At 59.4% G+C, this 17,634-nt stretch carries 18 protein-coding genes; 10 read left to right on the top strand and 8 right to left on the bottom strand.

The genetic code is table 11. The features are described 5' to 3' along the window. The first annotated feature begins 164 nt into the window (after positions 1–164). Both ftsH and AC3WK5_RS14425 read left to right on the top strand, forming a co-directional pair. Complete coding sequence (gene ftsH / locus AC3WK5_RS14430) at positions 165–1,988, top strand: ATP-dependent zinc metalloprotease FtsH (RefSeq protein ID WP_103316120.1); 1,824 nt, start codon at positions 165–167, stop codon at positions 1,986–1,988. Continuing rightward, the gene (locus AC3WK5_RS14425) at positions 1,985–2,410 is read left to right on the top strand and encodes a potassium channel family protein (RefSeq protein WP_103316119.1); all 426 of its coding nucleotides are present in this window, start codon (positions 1,985–1,987) and stop codon (positions 2,408–2,410) included. The genes ftsH and AC3WK5_RS14425 overlap by 4 nt, the downstream gene beginning before the upstream one ends. Before the next feature lie 32 nt (positions 2,411–2,442). On the opposite strand, the gene AC3WK5_RS14420 is transcribed toward AC3WK5_RS14425, so the two are convergent. Next, a complete protein-coding gene (locus AC3WK5_RS14420) occupies positions 2,443–3,324 on the bottom strand; it encodes a universal stress protein (RefSeq protein ID WP_103316118.1) in 882 nt (293 codons plus the stop codon). An 89-nt stretch (positions 3,325–3,413) separates the two neighbouring features. Beyond that, positions 3,414–5,789 (bottom strand): phosphoketolase family protein, encoded by a 2,376-nt coding sequence (locus tag AC3WK5_RS14415; RefSeq protein WP_103316117.1) that lies wholly within the window; start codon positions 5,787–5,789, stop codon positions 3,414–3,416. Between the two features lie 286 nt (positions 5,790–6,075). On the opposite strand from AC3WK5_RS14415, the gene fnr reads away from it, so the two are divergent. Further along, the gene (gene fnr / locus AC3WK5_RS14410; RefSeq protein ID WP_103316116.1) at positions 6,076–6,828 is read left to right on the top strand and encodes a fumarate/nitrate reduction transcriptional regulator Fnr; all 753 of its coding nucleotides are present in this window, start codon (positions 6,076–6,078) and stop codon (positions 6,826–6,828) included. A 33-nt stretch (positions 6,829–6,861) separates the two neighbouring features. Continuing rightward, positions 6,862–7,845 (top strand): zinc-dependent alcohol dehydrogenase family protein, encoded by a 984-nt coding sequence (locus AC3WK5_RS14405; RefSeq protein WP_103316115.1) that lies wholly within the window; start codon positions 6,862–6,864, stop codon positions 7,843–7,845. Here the strand turns inward: AC3WK5_RS14405 and AC3WK5_RS14400 are convergent. Further along, positions 7,835–8,755, bottom strand: coding sequence for a universal stress protein (locus AC3WK5_RS14400; RefSeq protein ID WP_103316114.1), 921 nt, complete (start codon positions 8,753–8,755; stop codon positions 7,835–7,837). The two genes, AC3WK5_RS14405 and AC3WK5_RS14400, sit on opposite strands and share 11 nt — an antisense overlap. 224 nt (positions 8,756–8,979) lie before the next feature. Here AC3WK5_RS14400 and AC3WK5_RS14395 point away from each other — a divergent pair, with 224 nt between their 5' ends. Next, complete coding sequence (locus tag AC3WK5_RS14395; RefSeq protein WP_103316113.1) at positions 8,980–9,543, top strand: GNAT family N-acetyltransferase; 564 nt, start codon at positions 8,980–8,982, stop codon at positions 9,541–9,543. 53 nt (positions 9,544–9,596) lie between these two features. Here the strand turns inward: AC3WK5_RS14395 and AC3WK5_RS14390 are convergent, their stop codons facing one another. From AC3WK5_RS14390 to AC3WK5_RS14380, 3 genes are all read right to left on the bottom strand, one after another. Continuing rightward, the gene (locus AC3WK5_RS14390; protein ID WP_103316112.1) at positions 9,597–10,517 is read right to left on the bottom strand and encodes a universal stress protein; all 921 of its coding nucleotides are present in this window, start codon (positions 10,515–10,517) and stop codon (positions 9,597–9,599) included. Between the two features lie 138 nt (positions 10,518–10,655). Continuing rightward, positions 10,656–11,894, bottom strand: coding sequence for an MgtC/SapB family protein (locus tag AC3WK5_RS14385; RefSeq protein ID WP_103316111.1), 1,239 nt, complete (start codon positions 11,892–11,894; stop codon positions 10,656–10,658). A gap of 37 nt (positions 11,895–11,931) precedes the next feature. Then, the gene (locus AC3WK5_RS14380) at positions 11,932–12,174 is read right to left on the bottom strand and encodes a hypothetical protein (RefSeq protein WP_054596482.1); all 243 of its coding nucleotides are present in this window, start codon (positions 12,172–12,174) and stop codon (positions 11,932–11,934) included. Positions 12,175–12,478: 304 nt separating this feature from the next. On the opposite strand from AC3WK5_RS14380, the gene AC3WK5_RS14375 reads away from it, so the two are divergent. Continuing rightward, positions 12,479–13,405 (top strand): universal stress protein, encoded by a 927-nt coding sequence (locus AC3WK5_RS14375; protein ID WP_054596481.1) that lies wholly within the window; start codon positions 12,479–12,481, stop codon positions 13,403–13,405. Between the two features lie 226 nt (positions 13,406–13,631). Then, a complete protein-coding gene (locus AC3WK5_RS14370) occupies positions 13,632–14,279 on the top strand; it encodes a YceH family protein (RefSeq protein ID WP_103316185.1) in 648 nt (215 codons plus the stop codon). Positions 14,280–14,307: 28 nt separating this feature from the next. On the opposite strand, the gene AC3WK5_RS14365 is transcribed toward AC3WK5_RS14370, so the two are convergent. Continuing rightward, positions 14,308–15,126, bottom strand: a complete 819-nt coding sequence (locus AC3WK5_RS14365) for a shikimate 5-dehydrogenase (RefSeq protein ID WP_103316110.1) — start codon at positions 15,124–15,126, stop codon at positions 14,308–14,310. A 247-nt stretch (positions 15,127–15,373) separates the two neighbouring features. Between AC3WK5_RS14365 and AC3WK5_RS14360 the strand changes: the two genes are divergently transcribed. From AC3WK5_RS14360 to AC3WK5_RS14350, 3 genes are all read left to right on the top strand, one after another. Then, the gene (locus AC3WK5_RS14360) at positions 15,374–15,691 is read left to right on the top strand and encodes a hypothetical protein (protein ID WP_019692815.1); all 318 of its coding nucleotides are present in this window, start codon (positions 15,374–15,376) and stop codon (positions 15,689–15,691) included. A gap of 263 nt (positions 15,692–15,954) precedes the next feature. Further along, a complete protein-coding gene (locus AC3WK5_RS14355; RefSeq protein WP_054596479.1) occupies positions 15,955–16,149 on the top strand; it encodes a hypothetical protein in 195 nt (64 codons plus the stop codon). Positions 16,150–16,255: 106 nt separating this feature from the next. Next, positions 16,256–16,438: a hypothetical protein gene (locus AC3WK5_RS14350; RefSeq protein WP_019692817.1), complete on the top strand. Its 183-nt coding sequence runs from the start codon at positions 16,256–16,258 to the stop codon at positions 16,436–16,438. On the opposite strand, the gene AC3WK5_RS14345 is transcribed toward AC3WK5_RS14350, so the two are convergent. After that, positions 16,435–17,496: an AI-2E family transporter gene (locus AC3WK5_RS14345; RefSeq protein WP_103316109.1), complete on the bottom strand. Its 1,062-nt coding sequence runs from the start codon at positions 17,494–17,496 to the stop codon at positions 16,435–16,437. The genes AC3WK5_RS14350 and AC3WK5_RS14345 overlap by 4 nt on opposite strands. Positions 17,497–17,634: the final 138 nt, after the last annotated feature.

Raw genomic sequence — 17,634 nt, 5'->3', positions numbered from 1 at the left:
TCGTCGTCATGCGCTCTGGACAAGAAGTACCGGGACGGTCAGCTCAGAGGAAAGCGTAAAACCCGGCGTTCGAGCGGGTGGCGTCTAGAATTCTATTGAAATGCCTATGGGGGTTAAGGATTGAACCGCCACGCATCGTGCCCGTTTCCCCTTGAGCCAAGGCCATGAAGAAGAATCACCAGTGGAACCTTTCCTACTTCGCGATCACCTTTCTGGTCCTTGCGCTCGCCCAGCTGTTTTTTGTTGACCGCCATTCGGTGCAGAGCATCCCCTACAGTCAGTTCCTGCAACTGTTGGGCGAGCACAAGGTCAGCGAGTTGCGGGTCGAGAAGGAGCAGATCAGCGGCAAGCTGCAAGAGCCCATCGACGGCCACGACCTGTTCACCACCGTGCGGGTCGATCCCACGCTGGCGACTGAGTTGGCACAATCGGGTGTCGGCTTTTCCGGCATCAGCGAAAACACCCTGCTGAACGCGCTGCTGGGCTGGTTGCTACCCTTTGCGATGATCATGGTGCTGTGGCATTTCCTGTTCCGCGGCATGGCCGAAAAACAGGGCCTTGGCGGACTGATGAATGTCGGCAAGTCGCGGGCCAAAGTGTTTGTCGAACGCGATACCGGAGTGACCTTCGCCGATGTCGCGGGCATCGATGAAGCCAAGGCCGAGCTGGTGGAAATCGTCTCGTTCCTGAAGGACAAGGCCAAGTACGCACGCCTGGGGGCGCATATTCCCAAGGGCACCCTGCTGGTCGGCCCACCGGGCACCGGCAAGACCCTGGTGGCCAAGGCGATTGCCGGTGAAGCCGGGGTGCCGTTTTTTTCGATTTCCGGGTCCGAATTCGTCGAAATGTTCGTCGGTGTCGGCGCCGCTCGAGTGCGCGATTTGTTCGAGCAGGCGCGGCAAGCGGCACCGTGCATTATCTTCATCGATGAACTCGACGCCCTGGGCAAAATGCGCGGTATCGGTGCGTTCGGCGGCAACGACGAAAAAGAACAGACCCTCAACCAGCTGCTGGCCGAACTGGACGGTTTCGACCCGCGCGAAGGTGTGGTCCTGCTGGCAGCGACCAACCGGCCGGAGGTCCTCGATCCGGCGTTGCTGCGGGCCGGTCGCTTCGACCGTCAACTGGTGATCGACCGCCCCGATCGAAAAGGCCGACAAGCCATCCTCAAGGTCCATCTGAAAAAAATCACCGTAGCGCCCGACATCGACTCCGAACGTATCGCCGAAATCACCACCGGCTTCACCGGTGCAGACCTGGCCAACCTGATCAACGAAGCCGCGATCGTGGCCACCCGCCGCGGAGGCGAGACCGTCAGCCTCGACGACTTCACCGTCGCGGTGGAACGCATCGTCGCCGGGGTCGAACGCAAGAGCAGTCTGTTACGGCCTGACGAGCGTCTGGTGGTGGCCTATCACGAAATGGGCCATGCCCTGGCGGCTGGCACGTTGCCGGGGATGGACCCGGTCCACAAGGTGTCGATCATCCCCCGCTCCATTGGCTCGCTGGGCTATACCTTGCAGCGCCCGACCGAGGATCACTTCCTGATCAGTTGTCAGATGCTCAAGGACCGCATCGCCGTGCTGATGGCCGGGCGGGCCGCCGAGTTCATCGTCTACGGCCAGATTTCCACGGGTGCCGCCGATGACCTGACCCGAGCGACCGACATCGCCCGGCAGTTGATCACCCGTTTCGGCATGAGTGCCGAACTCGGTCAATCGGTACTGGAACGGCAAACCCCGACTTATCTGGGCGAACACATGGCCGGACTTGGCCAGAAAGACTATTCGGAACAGACCGCGCGGGAAATCGACCTGGGCATCCGCGCCCTGCTCGAAGAGGCCTATAACCGGGCCAAGGTGCTGCTCGACAGTCGTCGGGCCGACCTGGATGCCGGCGCTCATTTGCTGCTGGAAAAGGAAACGCTGACGCCAGAGGAGTTTGCGCCGCTGCTACCGCTCAAGGCGGCCCCCGATGGCTCGCCATGATTGAGGTCACGCTGATCAATACGCTGGTGGTCATCGTTGCCGTGGTGATCCACTACGAATGCCTGTCACGCCTGAACGACTGGCTTCCCCGGCTCCGGGCCTGGAGTCGATTCAGAATCGTCGTCGGGGTATTTGGCGCGATGCTGGCCCATGCGCTGGAAGTCTGGTGCTTTGCGCTGGCCTATTACCTGATGGCGCGCTCCGGCGACTGGGGCAGCCTGAACGGCAACTTCGATGGCTCGTTCATGGATTGCGTGTACTTCTCCTTCACGACCTTTACCACCATCGGTTTTGGCGATATTTCGCCCGTGGGCAAACTCAAGTACCTGACCGGGTTGCAGGCACTGACCGGCCTGGTGCTCATTACCTGGACGGCGTCCTTTCTGTTTCTCGAAATGCAGAAATACTGGAAGAGCAAGTAGCGGCCGCCGGTGGACGACCGCTTCCACGGGACCTAAACCGCCAGGATGCTGCAAGGCACTTGATAAAGAACATGTTCGGTGGTGCTGCCAATCAACCATTGCAGGCCATGGTGCCGGCCCCGGCCCATGACAATCACGTCAGTCTGGTTATCGTTGACGAATCCGGCCAGCGCCGACACCGGATCGCCGAAGATAAAGTGCCGACATTCAACAGGCACCCCGAAGTCGTGAGCCAGTGTGACAAAGGATTTTTCCAGTGCCTGGCGCAGATCTTTCCTGAGCTTCGACAGCACCGGCTCATCTCCATCTGCATCGTCCAGATAGTCGGAGGACATAGGGCAGACGTGCAGCAGAGACAATTGGGCATCACATTGCAACGCCAGGCTATTGGCCTGCTGCAGGATCCGCTCGTTCAGCTTGCTGCCCTGCGGCTCGGGATCCACCGCCGCGACCACCTTGCGCGGCAACGTAAGACTGCACGGACTCAGCAGATAAACCGGCACCGGGCATTCGCGCAGCAAGTACCAATCCATGGGCGTGACAAAAGCACGCTTGAGCAGCGGCTCATGCTGAATTTCCTTGAGCAACAGGTCGGGACGCAGTTGCATCACATAGTCCAGGATCTCCAGACGGGCATCATCGCTCCATCTCACTTCGCTGGTCACATCAAGCCCCTTGGCGCGCAATGCGTGCACTTCATTCTTCAACCATCGGCTCTGCTCCTGCAGGTAACGCATGCGCGTCTCGTCCCGTGCCGGCGGTTCAAGCAGAGAAAAAAGCCTGACCGGTTTGGTCAGCCCGAGAATATGCAGAGTGGCACCACAGGCCTTGGCCAGAGCGCTGGCCTGGTGGATGGCCGGGGAGTGACGCAGGGTCGGATTGATGATCAGCAGCAACCGTTGATACTGGCTCATGGTCTGGCTCCAGAACGTTCAGGCCTGGACGCGAACGGCTTCTTGCCTCTGCGCTTATGCTGGATGGATGACGGCATCGATTGGGCTCCTCAACTGCCGGCCGCGGGCGTCCATTGCCAGTTCATCACTTCGGGCAAGTCCTGCCCGTGTTCAATGAGGTAAAGCTTGTGTTTCTCCATCGTTGCCCAGTAACGCGCCCGGGCGGTTTCGATCTGGTCGTGCAGGCGCGGAACCCGCTCGATCACATCCAGCGCCAGCTGATAACGGTCCAGGTTATTGATGACCGCCATATCGAACGGGGTCGTGGTCGCCCCCTCCTCCTTGAAGCCCCGCACGTGGAAGTTTTCATGATTGCTGCGTTTGTAAATCAGCCGGTGAATCAGTGCCGGGTACCCGTGGAAAGCAAAGATCACGGGCCTGTCGACGGTGAACAGCTCGTCGAAAGCCGAATCCGACAAACCATGGGGATGCTGAAATGACGGTTGCAGCACCATCAGGTCGACGACGTTGATCACCCTGACGCGCAGGTCCGGCACGTACTCGCGAAGCAAGGTCACGGCGGCCAGCGTTTCCAGGGTCGGGACGTCTCCGGCGCAGGCCATGACCACGTCCGGGTCTTGATCGTTCTGGCTGGCCCAGTCCCATCGACCGATGCCGCACAGGCAATGACGGATGGCCGAATCGATATCCAGCCACTGCCACTCCGGTTGCTTACCGGCAACGATGACGTTGATGTAGTTGCGACTTCTCAGGCAGTGGTCGGCAACCGACAGCAAGCAATTAGCGTCGGCCGGCAGGTAGATCCGGACCACATCGGCCTTCTTGTTCGCGACCAGATCGATGAAGCCCGGGTCCTGATGGGAAAAACCGTTATGGTCCTGACGCCAGACATGCGAGGTGAGCAAGTAATTGAGCGAGGCTACGGGTTTACGCCAAGGCACCCCGGCGGCGGTTTTCAGCCATTTGGCGTGCTGATTGAACATCGAGTCGATGATGTGAATGAAAGCCTCGTAACAGGAGAACAGCCCATGCCGGCCCGTCAATAAATAGCCTTCCAGCCAACCCTCGCACACCTGCTCACTCAGAATCTCCATCACCCGGCCTTCGGCCGCCAGGTCGATATCCTCGGGCTCCAGATTGCCCATCCAGGCCTTTGCGCTGACGTCGTAGACTGCATCCAGTCGGTTCGAGGCGGTTTCATCCGGGCCGAACAACCGAAAATTGCCTGAGGCCAGATTGTTTTTCATCACATCGCGCAGAAACGCCCCCAACACCCGGGTCGCTTCTGCGCGCAGGCAGCCCGGCGCGGGAAGTTTCACGGCGTATTCGGTGAAACGCGGCAGATCCAGCGGTCGCAGCAGCAGGCCACCATTGGCGTGAGGATTGGCGCTCATTCGCCGGTGCCCCGTCGGTGCCAACGCAGCGATTTCGGGTAACAAGGCACCATTGACATCAAACAGCTCATCCGGACGATAGCTGCTGAGCCACTCCTCCAGTTGCCGCAGATGAGTCGGCTGGCCGAAATCCGCCAGCGGCACCTGATGCGCACGACACGTGCCTTCAATACGCCGGCCATCGACGAATTTGGGGCCTGTCCAGCCCTTTGGCGTACGCAGCACCAGCATCGGCCAAAGGGGGCGCTCCGGCACCGGGGGCTGCGGGTATTTGCGCGCAACACGCTGGATCTCGCGGATTTTCAACAGCATCGTGTCCAGGGTTCTGGCCAACGCCTGATGAACCTGCTCAGGCTCGTCACCCTCGACAAAATACGGATCGTAACCGTAGCCATACATCAGGGCCGACAGTTCGTCTTCGCTGATTCTGGAGAGCACCGAGGGATTGGCGATCTTGTAGCCGTTGAGGTGCAGAATCGGCAGGACTGCCCCGTCACGCACCGGATTAAGGAATTTGTTGGAGTGCCAGCTGGCCGCCAGCGTTCCCGTTTCAGCCTCACCGTCGCCGATCACACACGCCACGATCAGGTCCGGGTTATCGAACGCCGCGCCGTAAGCATGGGCCAGGGAATAGCCCAGTTCGCCGCCTTCATGGATCGACCCGGGAATCTGCGCCGAAACATGGCTGGAAAGCCCATAAGGCCAGGAAAACTGCCGAAAGAGCCGGACCAGGCCGTTACGGTTCTGCTCCACTGAAGGATTGAACTCGGTGTAAGTCCCTTCCAGATAGGTCTGCGCCACGATCGCCGGCCCACCATGCCCGGGGCCGGTGACGAAGATCATGTTCAGGTCGTAGCAGGTGATCAGGCGGTTGAGGTGCACGTAGATCAGATTCAGCCCAGGCGTTGTTCCCCAATGCCCCAGTAAACGCGGTTTTACATGTTCCAGTGCCAGGGGTGCGCTGATCAGCGGGTTGTCCTTGAGGTAGATCTGACCCACCGCCAGGTAATTGGACGCTCGCCAATAGGCGTCGAGACCTTCCAGCTGCTCGGCACTCAGAAAATCGCTCATGAAGCTCTCCGCTCTCGACAAGGAGCAGCACCGGCCGTCGATGACAGGACCGCGCTGCGAACAGGGCATTTGTCGATTCTGGGAGTCTGGGAGGTTCAAGACTTGATTTACATCAAACGCGCCCTCTCTGAAGAGGAGATCTCGAGAGCGTCAACGCGGCAGCTTCCGTCACTGAATCTGCTGGGACCCCGTCCCCGTTCGTCGTACAAACGCCCCCGGTTTACGCATTAAGGGTTTGACCGGGCTCTCAGCGCCTATGCTTGATACATCGAAAGAGGGACGCTTAATGCCGCCGTATGACCTCCGCCCCGTTCACGCCCATTACCTCAAGGCTGCCTGCGCCAACTGCAGCGTGCTGGAACTGTGCCTGCCGATTGGCCTGACCGACCAGGAAGTAGAGCGATTGGATACCCTGATCATCCAGCGCGTAAAAGTTAAAAAAGGTGCGGCGTTGTATCGCACGGGCGATTCATTACGCTCGCTTTACGCAGTGCGCATCGGCTCTTTCAAGACCACAGTGTTGTCTCTCGACGGTCGCGAGCAAGTCACCGGTTTTCAAATACCCGGCGAGATGCTCGGCCTGGACGCCATCAGCGAAGAGCAGCACACCTGCAATGCTTTCGCTCTTGAGGACAGCGAAGTGTGTCCCATCCATTTCGCCCAGCTGGAGAAGCTTTCCCGGGAGCTGCCTACACTGCAGCACAATCTGAACAAACTCCTGAGCCGCGAAATCGTGCGCGATCACGACATGCTGATGCTGATGGGCAAGATGAACTCCGACGAACGTCTGGCGGCCTTTCTGCTGAACCTGTCGCAGCGGCTTAGCCTGCGCGGTTATTCGTCCAGGGAGTTCGTACTGAAGATGCGTCGCGAAGAGATCGGCTCCTACCTGGGGCTGCGTCTGGAAACCATCTGCCGAGGCATTGCCCACCTGCGGGATCAGGCACTGGTCGAGATTTCCGGGCGTAACGTCACCATCCTCGACATGGACAGGCTCAAGCAACTGGTCACCGGCTGTCATCGGGACGCGCCAGCTTGACAGCCTGAATGCCTTTGATTCCGGAGAATCGTCATGCGCGCCATGGTGCTACAGACTCCTGGCCAGCCATTGCAACGGGAAGAGCGCGCGATCCCGACACCTGATGCTCAGCAACTGTTAATCAAAGTCCTGGCCTGTGGCGTATGCCGCACCGACCTGCACCTGGTCGATGGCGAGCTGCCACAAGCGACACTGCCGCGAGTGCCGGGGCATGAAATTGTCGGGGAAGTGACCGCGGTGGGGACTGACGTTGCGCCCGACTGGATCGGCCAACGGGTCGGTGTTCCCTGGCTTGGATCGACCTGCGGCCAGTGTGAATTCTGCCGCTCGGGCCGGGAGAACCTCTGCGATCAGGCGCAGTTCACCGGTTGTAATCTGGACGGCGGTTATGCCGACTACACCGTGGCCGACGCGCGCTTCTGCTTTCGCCTTCCGGACACGCTCTCGGCCACTGAAGCCGCACCGTTGCTATGCGCCGGGCTGATCGGCTTTCGGGCGCTGCAAATGGCCAAAACCGCACGTCATCTGGGCCTTTACGGGTTCGGTGCCGCCGCACATCTGGCGATCCAGGTGGCGCTGGGTCGAGGTCAACGGGTGTATGCCTTCACCCGACCGGGTGACAACGAGGGCCAGGCGTATGCCCGAACGTTGGGCGCCGCCTGGGCGGGCCCTTCGGACCAAAAACCGCCACACCTGCTCGACGCCAGCCTGATCTTCGCCCCCGTCGGAGCGCTGGTGCCGTTGGCGCTGGAGGCCACCGTCAAGGGGGGCTGTGTGATATGCGCCGGCATCCATATGAGCGACATCCCGGCGTTTCCCTATCGACTGCTCTGGGGTGAGCGCAGCGTGCGTTCGGTGGCCAATCTGACGCGCGAGGATGGCACGGCGTTTTTTCAAGAGATCCAGCGCACGCCTGTGCACAGCGACGTCACCTGCTATGCACTGGACGATGCCAATCAAGCGCTCGCCCAGCTGAGGAGCGGTCAGGTCAAAGGCGCCATCGTGCTCACCCCCTGACCGCAAAACCGGGTGACCGAACCGCCAGAATGCTGCCAGGCACCGAGTAAAGCGCCCGTTCAGTGGTGCTGCCAATCAACCGATCCAGCCCAACCCGGTGCACCGTACCCATCACCACCACGTCGGCCAGGTACTCTTCGACAAACTCGGTCAATGCCCGAACCGGTTGGCCCATGACAAAGTGCCGACGTTCGGGCGGTATCCCGTAGCGGTCGGCCAGGGTCACGAATGCCAGGTGCAGGGATTCACGCAACTCCTCCATGTAATCCATGCTCCAGCCGCCGTTGACCAACGGTGCATCGCCATTGAACGCGGGCGACAGGTCATAGGCGTACAGCAAATGCAGCGGTGCATCGCACTGCAGGGCCAGGGCGTTCGCGGTTTGAATGATGGTGTCGTTGAGGCCACTGATCGTGGTTTGCGGGTCGAAGGGGTCGACCGCCGCCACGATCCGGTGAGGCAAACTGTAACGGGCCTGGTTCACCAGGTGTACAGACACCGGGCATTCGCGCAGCAGGTGACAATCAAGTGGCGTGATGAATACCCGTTTCAGCACCGGCTCCAGCGTGGCGTCCTTGATCAGCAGGTCAGGCTTGAACTCCTCGACATGCTTCAGGATATCCAGCAGCGGATGGGTGGTGAAGACCACTTCCACCGAGACTTTCAGTCCCTCACCGCTCAGCCGCTGGATTTCCTCCGACATCCAGCGGCGATAGCGACGCAGGTAGCTCTGAAACGCCGCCTCATCGACTTTTTCATCCCACAAATGAACGATCGGCACCGGTTCGACAAAGGCACACACGTGCAAGACCGCCCCACTCGCCTTGGCCAGGGCGACCGCGCGCAGCAAGGCTGGAGATTGATGCAAGGTTCGATCGGCGATCAGCAGTAACCGTTGATAATGACCCATCACACACCTCGGCTCGGCGCCGGTCGATCCCGCCGGCATGCTCCTAGACTGCGCTCATTGCCCCCAACGCGGTTGATTTACATCAAATCCGGGCCTTTGAGGACGCCTGAGCCGAGTGTCTGATCCAGATCAGATTCGAGTGCCGCCGTTGGCGTAAAAAGGTATGAACCGCGTGACCTTCTGCTACACGCGGACCTTTTTTCCATCAGAGGGAGGATTGCACCATGCTCACTGTCAAGGACCACAACGAACGGGCTGCCGCCGCCTATGCCGCGGTCTCCGGGCAATACTGGATCGAAGCACTCAGGGACGGTCGGCATGTACTGATCCGGCCATTGACGGATAAAGACCGCGAGCGCGAATACGCATTCATCAAACGCCTGTCCCCGGAATCCCGTCATATGCGCTTTCTGGCGCAAATCAACGAACCCGGCAAGGCCATGCTCGACCAGCTGATGGACATCGACGGCAAGCGGCGTATGGCTTACATCGCGCTGGTCCACGAGGACGGTAAATTGATCGAAATCGGCGTCAGTCGTTATGCCGCCACCGCCGAACATGAATGCGAATGCGCGATCACCGTCGCCGATGAATGGCAGCACCTGGGGCTGGGTACGCTGTTGATGGAGCATTTGATCAAAGCGGCCCGCAAGAACGGCTTTCATCAGATGTATTCCATTGATGCCTCAAGCAATGCCCCCATGCGCGATTTGGCAAAAGCCCTGGGATTTGAAGTCCATAACGATCCAGACGATGCCCGCCAGGTCATTCATCGCCTCATGCTGTAAGAAAAATACCCCTTGGAGCACCAGACACTGGCGCGCCAAGGGGTAATTCAACACTACTGCAGCCGCTCGCCCGGCTTGATCGCCAGCACACTGCACGGCGCCCGATGCAAGAGATGTTCGGCGGTGCTACCCAAGAGTTTGTTCAAACCCTTATGGTGTACCGTTCCCATGACGATGACATCGATCTGATGATCAGTCGCAAACTCGCAGATACTCTGCAGGGGCGCGCCTTCAATGAAGTGGCGACGATCGGCCGGCACGCCGTGGCGCTCGGCCAGGGCCGCAAATGCCTCATGTTGCGCCTCGCCCAATGCTTCGTAGATGCCAGTGGCGAGGGGCAATGCACCAACGCCCATGTCCGTGGCGTACACCGCTGCCCAGTCATACACATGGACCAAATCAAGCTCGGCGTTGCACTGTTCGGCCAGCTTCACTGCCGCGTCGACAATCTGATCGTTGAACACCAGGTCCTGGTCTTCACTGCGCAACACATCGATAATTGCCAGAATCTTGTGCGGCCGTGCGTAGCTGGCGTTGGTGACCAGATGCACCGGCACCGGGCAGTCGCGCAGCAACTGCCAGTCCAGCGGAGTAAAGAAGATCCGCTTCAACGCGGACTCCTCCTGGGCGTCCTTGATGATCAGGGCCAGAGGCATCTCGTTGACGAAGTGAAGGATCTCTTCATAGGGGTGCTGGACCCAGACCACCTCACTGGTGACCTCGACCCCGTGCTTCTTCGCCAAACCGGCTTGCTGCTCAAGCCATTGTCGATGGTTTTCCAGATAGCCATCACGGGCTTGCCGGATTTTTTCGGGGGCGAACAGACCGGCCACCGCCAAGGCTTCGCTGTAATCGAACGCCACGATATGCAACGGTAGTTGCGCCGCCAGAGCCAGCGCCGTAGCGCGCTCGAACGCCGGAGTACGGGTCATCGCGGGCGGGGCAATCAGCAATAAACGTTGAGTCTGCGACATAAGGCACCTCGGCGCTCGGCCATTTCAATGCTATCGGTAAGGCTACAGATTGAACGTTCCGGGTGCAGGCGAGTTGATCTTTATCAGCTCTATGCACTGTTTGCAGGAGCTCGATTGATACGAGCCGCATCGAACGCTTCAGTGCAGCAAGGTGCCCGCCCACATCGCCGCCGTCATCAATACCTGACCCGGGATGACATAAGTGGCGAACGGCCGACCGCCGCTAACCCATGCCACCACACATTTGCTCAGCGAGTTGCTGCTCACCGCCATCAGCACGGGGCCGGCAATGGCGTCGAAAGGCAACTGACCGGCCTTGGCCAGAGAAGCAATGGATGCCGTTGAAGAGTGAGCATCGGCAAAACCGCCGAGGGCCGTCGTCAGCATCACACCCACCTGGCCAAAGTGACTCAGCATTGCAGAAGACAGGAAGGTAATGCCGGTCATGGCCAGTACCACGATCAAGGCCAGCCTGAGATTGAACGCACCACCGACCTTGATCGGCTCGTTGCCGTTCCCCGTCGATCTTGGAAACATCAAGCAAACGCCATACAACCCCGTGACGAAGAGTCCGGATAGCAACGGCCCCCACATGCTGCGCAACAGGCCGGGATCGACCGTTCCCAGGATCAGGCCCACCTGAATCACAGTCGCCAGATTGGACAGCATCGCAGCGCTGCTCAAGACTTTGATGTTCACCGGCTCCTTGGCACTGATATGCCCCATGGCCGCAATGGTCACCGTACCGGAAACGAACCCCGAAGCGATCGCACTGATCGGATAGCCGTAGCGGGTGCCCAGGGTGCGAACCGCGATATGCCCCACCGCCCCTATCGCCATCAACAGCACGGTCAAGGTGCAAATGGTGCGCAAATTGATTGCAGCATAGGGCCCGATAAAGCGATCCGGCGCCAGTGGCAGCACCACCAGTGCGGCGACCAACAGCACCAGACCGTCGCGAATTTCCGCGTCGGTCAACTGATTGTGCGCAAAGTGATGCAACCGCTGACGATAAGTCAGCAACCCCGCCATCACCACGCCAATCGCAATGGCCAACTCCGGCGCGGTGCCACACAACGCCCCCAGTACCAACACCGTGAGCAAGGCCACTTCACTGGTAATGCCAGGATCCTTTTCAAGGTTTCGCCAATAAGCCACGGTGAGCAGCAGCGCCACACAGATCGCGATGATCCCCACCAGCAGACCGCCGCCAACCTGGGGGGAGATATAGCCCAATAGCGCGGTGATCGCGAACGTCCGCAACCCGGCACAGGCGCGGCTGTCGCCCCCGCCCTTGTGGCGCTCGCGCTCAAGACCGACCAGCATGCCGATGCCCAGCGCAGCGGCGGCATTGGTCAGGGCGAAGGTTTCACTCATTGGATACGCACCCGGTCATCCCCCCTGACCCCGGCGCTTATCTCGCGAGGTCAGCCAGCACCCGTTGCTCGACCGCCGGGTCGGATCGAGAACCGGCGGGCTGTCGGGGCAATGGCTTGGTGACGGTGTTTGCCGGCCAGGCATGCGGCGCATTGATGCGCGCCTTGAGCTGCCTGACGAACGCCTCAGCTTCATCCCGACTGTCGAAACCCACCTCCCACACATCCATCTGTACGAGCCAACGGTGTCTTGCCAGTTGTTCCGTTATTTCAATAATCATAGCCGGCCTCGGATCAAGCCTCGCAATCGGGTCTGTGGGCGATGCATCCTGGCGTGAAGCGCGCACCAGTTTCAGACTGCGCCGGGTTCGCGGACGAGAGATTGATCATGGTCAATAATCAGCAGATTGGAGGCGCAGCAAACGACCGTATGTCGGACGACAAGACTGGCCTCTCGCCGGTTTGACACAGATCAAGCTCGGGCACTTGGCCAGCGACACGATCAGGTCATGGTTTCAGGAGCTGACAACTCACCGTGCCAACCGTACAGCCGCCGACTTTGTGTCTACCCAGGAGAGATTTGTCATGTCTGATCAATCACGTTTCATGCTGATCGTCTCGCCGCTGATGGAGCACAGCCCGGCCTTCGACAGGGCCGCCGCACTGGCCAAGGCCGAGGGCGCGGCGTTGCACATCGTGGCTTTCGACTACCTGGAAGGCCTGGCGACTGCCAGCCTGGTCAACGACCAGGCCCGCGAAGAGATGCGCCTGGGTTATATCGAACGTCACCGCCTGTGGCTGGAGGAGCAGGCCAGGCCTCTGCGCAAGATTGGCCTGGAAGTCACCACCGAGGTGACCTGGGTCGAACGCCCGCTGCAGGAAATTCTGATCCACCTCAAAGAACAGCCGATCGAGTTGCTGATCAAAGCACTGCAACACGAATCGCTGCTCTCGCGGCTGATGTTCACACCGCTAGACGTGCATTTGCTGCGCGAATGTCCAGTACCGCTGCATTTCGTCAGTAACGCCATCCATGCGTTGCCTCGCAAGGTTGTTGCAGCGGTCGACCCCTTCCATCGCGATAAACAGTACCAAGGTTTGAACGACCGGATACTCCACGAAGCGGTCAAACTGGCGAGCGCCTGCAATGCCGAGGTCGACGTCGTCTATGCCTATGACCTTTCCTCCATCAGTGCCGACGAATTCGACTTCAACAACGTTTCGACCTTCTTCTCTTCAGGCAAAGCCAAGACCCTGTTCGACGCTCAGGGGGATGCATTCAACGAACTTGCCGAGCGCAATGGCATCCCGCCGCAACAGCGTCACATGATCATGGGCAACCCGGGCAAGGTCCTGGTCAACTATGCCGAGGTCAATCAGGTCGATGTGATTGTCATGGGCCGGATCAGCCATCGAGGGCTGGACCGGCTGGTCGGCAGCACGGCAGAAAGCCTGTTGTACAAAATGCCCTGCAGTGTCTGGATCGTATCGCCCGAAAAACTTGCTGAGTGAGGTATACGGCACGCTCTACGATAGCGATGCCGACGGCGAGAATAACCGTGCCGCCATCAGAAGATTGAGCAACAGTGCGCTAAGATTGCCGCACTCGCCTCCTCCGACGAGGTTCTGCGTCAAACAGAACAACGGGAAAGGAGAGCGATCTGACCCACAAACAAGGGTCTGTTGCTAAATTAGGGAGTCAACAATGGAAGACACGGTTAGCAAGGGCCCGGAAAGCATGAGCGCAGAGCCAGAGACGTCCACCGATGCACTGCAACTGAGCAGCACGGAGCTGCGCATTCTCGGCTCGTTGATCGAAAAACAGGCGACCAGCCCGGAGACCTATCCGCTGACCCTTAATGCACTGGTCATCGCCTGTAACCAGAAAACCAGCCGGGAACCGGTGATGAACCTCAGCCAGGGCCAGGTCGGGCAAAGTTTGCGCGCCCTGGAAGGTCAAGGCTTCACCCGGCTGGTCATGGGCAGCCGCGCCGATCGCTGGGAGCATCGGCTCGACAAGGCGCTGGAACTGGTCCCGGCCCAGGTTATTCTGACCGGCTTGCTGTTTCTGCGCGGTCCGCAGACGGTCAACGAACTGCTGACACGCAGCGGCCGCATGCATGACTTCGAAGATGCCGAACAGGTTGTGCATCAACTGGAGCGCTTGATTGCCCGCGGGCTCGCGATGTTGTTGCCGCGCCAGTCGGGCCAGCGCGAAGACCGCTACATGCACGCACTGGGCGACCCGGCAGATATCGAAGCGATCCTCGCCGCCCGCCAGAACCCGGCGGAGCGTGGCGCCAGCAGCGGCGTGTCGGTGGAGCGCATCGAAGAACTCGAAGCGCGGATTGCGGCGCTCGAAGAGCGTCTGGCGCGCCTCGAGTAACCTGGCCACCCTGGCCCGCAGCGCCTGATCAGCTGCGGGCGAACGCCACGGCCTTATGGAACTGCTCATCGCTGGGACGCACGCCGGTGTACAGCACAAACTGCTCAAGCGCCTGAATGGCAATGACTTCAAGCCCGGTGATGACCCGTTTTCCTGCAGCACGAGCGCGCACGATCAGTGGCGTTTCCGAGGGGATCGCCACCACATCGAAGACAGTTTCCGCGCAATCGATGGCGTCAGCATCAAAAGCCAGTTGATCGGCTTCCGCGCCACCGCTCATGCCAATCGGCGTGACATTGACCAACATCCGCGGGCGCTCACTGCCAAGTTCCGCTTGCCAGCGATACCCCAGCGAGTCGGCCAAGGCGCGACCGGCGCTTTCATTACGCGCCACGATCAGGCCGTTTTGATAACCACCGTCGCGCAAGGCACTGGCCACCGCTTTGGCCATCCCGCCGCTGCCACGCAAGGCGAACGTCGAGTCCTGCGGCACGGCATGGGTTTTCAACAGTTGCTCGATAGCGATGTAATCGGTGTTGTAAGCCTTGAGGTGACCGTTGGTGTTAACGATGGTATTGATCGAGGCAATGGCTTGCGCCGAGGCATCCAGCTCATCGACCAGTGCGATGCAGGCTTCCTTGAAGGGCATCGATACGCCGCAGCCGCGAATACCCAGGGCACGAATCCCGCCAATCGCCCCCGGCAGGTCCTGACTGCTGAACGCCTTGTAATAGAAATTCAGGCCCAGTTGCTCATACAGATGGTTGTGGAAACGCAGGCCGAAATTCCCGGGGCGCCCAGACAGTGACATGCACAGTTGGGTGTCTTTATTCGGGTTCATCAGCATGTGGATCTCCTTCAAATTGCACTTTCAGATGGACGGGATTGGCCATGGCATCGGGTTTATCCGATCATAGCGAGACCTCTGGCCCGGCGGGTAGGTAAAGGTAAAGATGCCGGTACAGACCTTACACAATATTTACTCTGACGCGTCGCAGATTCGCCAAAAAACGCTGTCTTAGAGTTATCCCCGCAACTATCCTTGGATCTATTGAAGGCTCAAGCGCGTTGGGGCGAAAACACGAGGAATTATCATGATCCGCAAACTCCCTGTAATAGCCTTGCTGATCGGTGCATTTGCTGTCGCAGGACAGGCACAAGCCCATGGCTACTATTATGGTCATGGCCGTGGCGGCGGCTGGGGCTGGGGTGCACCGCTCGCCGTCGGCGCTGTGGTAGGCGCGGTGGTCGCGGGATCAGTCATGTCCAACGAGCGTCCGGTTTACGTACAACAACAACCGGTCTACGTTCAACCGCAGCCAGTCTACGTTCAACCGCAGCCGGTGTATGTCCAGCCAGCACCGGTTTACGTCCCGCCACAACCGGGGTACTACATTCAGCCTCGCTACTAAGGCCCGGGCTGGTAATTTAACGACTGCAGGTTACTCAACACAGGCTCCGTCTCGACGGGGCCTGTTTTCGTTTCAGCCGTCGAACCATGTCTGAATAAATCTCGCCAAGGTCGCTACCGGGACAGTGACTGCGGTTAAATTTGGCATGATTGATCCGACGAATGCCCTGGCTTGTGTGCAATAACCGTCATATTTATGTCATGACAGTTCCGCAAGCTTTGAATTGTCCGTAATAAACGGTTCATAAAAACAAGGACGCCCTTATGCCCACGCAAAACCCGCACCGCATTGTAGGACTCTGTACCTCAAGCAAGGTCTATAACGCACTGACCGAGCTCAAACACCTGGAAGGCCATCGCAGCGCCAAGTTTCTCTCGCTGCTCGCCGAAAACCTGGTGCGTAAAGGCCTGCTCAATGATCATGAAGTGATGAACATGCTCGACCAGGTCGTCGACTGACAGCGGCCATTCGCCACGTTGTTGTCAATGTCCACTATCGAGCGCGTTGATTTTCCGTTGAACTGCCGGGTCAGTAAGGTAGCTCCATAGATTGATGGAGGTACTTATGCCCAAGGTTCAGATCATGTCCGTTATCGGCAGCGCCGTTCCCGCACCGCTCAGAGAGCTGGGATTGCTCGCCTGTTGGTATCTGGTTCAGGACGGCGTCGCGATCAGCGGCCCGCTCACTTCACTGCCCGCCGCCCAAGCCCTGTCACAACGTATCGGCACCTACGCGCTGGGCGCTTAAGGCAACTGCACGCGTGGCCTGGTTTCGATGTACAAGTCCCAACTCGACATGAACAGCGCGGCAATCAACGGCCCAATGACAAAACCATTGAGACCGAAGATCGCCAGACCGCCCAAGGTCGAAACCAGGACCAGGTAATCCGGCATCCTGGTGTCCTTGCCCACCAGGGTCGGACGCAGAATGTTGTCTACCAGACCGATCACGAACACCCCGAACAGCCCCAGCACCACGCCCTGCCAGATCGCGCCGCTGAGCAGGAACCAGGCTGTCACCGGCGCCCAGACAATCCCCGCCCCCACTGCGGGTAGCAGCGACAGAAACGCCATCACCACCGCCCAGAGCAATGCACTGGGAATATCCAGAAACCAGAAAATCAACCCACCCAGCGCGCCTTGCGTAATCGCCATCAGCAGGTTGCCTTTGACCGTGGCTCGCACCACGCGGTTGAACTTGAGCTGCAAGCGGCGCTTTTGGTGTTCCGCCAATGGCACGGCCGCACGAACCTTGCGCGACAGTTCGGCACCGTCACGCAGAAAGAAGAACAACAGGTAGAGCATGATGAAAAAGCTCACCATGAACTCGAACGTGCCCTGGCCGAAGCTGAACGCCTGACTGGCGAAAAACTCGCTGCCCTGCATCGCGCTCTTGACGATCTTCTCGCGCAAAGTGCTCAGATCACCCATGCCAAAGCGGTCCAGCAGGTGCTGAAAATACGGCGGCAGGCTGTGTTTGAACTGCGCCAGATAGCCGGCGACGTCCAACTGGCCACTCTCGATATTCTTGTAGAGGGTCGCCCCCTCTTGTACCAACAGGACGCTGGTAATGATCACCGGCAAAATGGCAATGACCAGGCAGATGCCCAGGGTACAGAGGGCTGTCAGATTGCGGTGCCAGCCAAACTTCACTTGCAGCCGGCGCTGCAAGGGCGCGAAGACAATCCCGAGAATCACCGCCCAGAACACCGCGCCGTAGAACGGCAGCAGAATCCAGATGAAAGCGGCGGTCACCAACACCAGCAGCACCAGCAGCGATCTGTCTCGCACAACGGTTTGGTTCATGTCCGCTCCCCGCCAGTAACCCGCAGACACTGACTGCCTGTTCTACGTTAGTCAGCCACCACGCGCCCGAGTGCCCTGCTTTTTTCACCCTGCATAGATCCAGATCAATAAACGCCCCGCGCAAGTGCTCTACCCTCG

It is taken from the genome of Pseudomonas sp. FW306-02-D09B (genome assembly GCF_058782685.1).
The sequence above is the reverse complement of the archived record's forward strand: the minus strand, read 5'-3'. Positions and strand labels throughout refer to the sequence as shown.

Excerpts from the sequence above, each read along its gene's own strand:
- AC3WK5_RS14350 (WP_019692817.1), top strand. The coding sequence starts at position 16,256 with ATGCCCAAGGTTCAGATCATGTCCGTTATCGGCAGCGCCGTTCCCGCA.
- AC3WK5_RS14395 (WP_103316113.1), top strand. The coding sequence starts at position 8,980 with ATGCTCACTGTCAAGGACCACAACGAACGGGCTGCCGCCGCCTATGCC.
- AC3WK5_RS14425 (WP_103316119.1), top strand. The coding sequence starts at position 1,985 with ATGATTGAGGTCACGCTGATCAATACGCTGGTGGTCATCGTTGCCGTG.
- AC3WK5_RS14415 (WP_103316117.1), bottom strand. The coding sequence starts at position 5,789 with ATGAGCGATTTTCTGAGTGCCGAGCAGCTGGAAGGTCTCGACGCCTAT.
- AC3WK5_RS14365 (WP_103316110.1), bottom strand. The coding sequence starts at position 15,126 with ATGCTGATGAACCCGAATAAAGACACCCAACTGTGCATGTCACTGTCT.
- AC3WK5_RS14370 (WP_103316185.1), top strand. The coding sequence starts at position 13,632 with ATGAGCGCAGAGCCAGAGACGTCCACCGATGCACTGCAACTGAGCAGC.
- AC3WK5_RS14345 (WP_103316109.1), bottom strand. The coding sequence starts at position 17,496 with ATGAACCAAACCGTTGTGCGAGACAGATCGCTGCTGGTGCTGCTGGTG.
- AC3WK5_RS14385 (WP_103316111.1), bottom strand. The coding sequence starts at position 11,894 with ATGAGTGAAACCTTCGCCCTGACCAATGCCGCCGCTGCGCTGGGCATC.
- ftsH (WP_103316120.1), top strand. The coding sequence starts at position 165 with ATGAAGAAGAATCACCAGTGGAACCTTTCCTACTTCGCGATCACCTTT.
- AC3WK5_RS14355 (WP_054596479.1), top strand. The coding sequence starts at position 15,955 with ATGCCCACGCAAAACCCGCACCGCATTGTAGGACTCTGTACCTCAAGC.
- AC3WK5_RS14420 (WP_103316118.1), bottom strand. The coding sequence starts at position 3,324 with ATGAGCCAGTATCAACGGTTGCTGCTGATCATCAATCCGACCCTGCGT.
- AC3WK5_RS14400 (WP_103316114.1), bottom strand. The coding sequence starts at position 8,755 with ATGGGTCATTATCAACGGTTACTGCTGATCGCCGATCGAACCTTGCAT.
- fnr (WP_103316116.1), top strand. The coding sequence starts at position 6,076 with ATGCCGCCGTATGACCTCCGCCCCGTTCACGCCCATTACCTCAAGGCT.
- AC3WK5_RS14360 (WP_019692815.1), top strand. The coding sequence starts at position 15,374 with ATGATCCGCAAACTCCCTGTAATAGCCTTGCTGATCGGTGCATTTGCT.
- AC3WK5_RS14390 (WP_103316112.1), bottom strand. The coding sequence starts at position 10,517 with ATGTCGCAGACTCAACGTTTATTGCTGATTGCCCCGCCCGCGATGACC.
- AC3WK5_RS14380 (WP_054596482.1), bottom strand. The coding sequence starts at position 12,174 with ATGATTATTGAAATAACGGAACAACTGGCAAGACACCGTTGGCTCGTA.
- AC3WK5_RS14405 (WP_103316115.1), top strand. The coding sequence starts at position 6,862 with ATGCGCGCCATGGTGCTACAGACTCCTGGCCAGCCATTGCAACGGGAA.
- AC3WK5_RS14375 (WP_054596481.1), top strand. The coding sequence starts at position 12,479 with ATGTCTGATCAATCACGTTTCATGCTGATCGTCTCGCCGCTGATGGAG.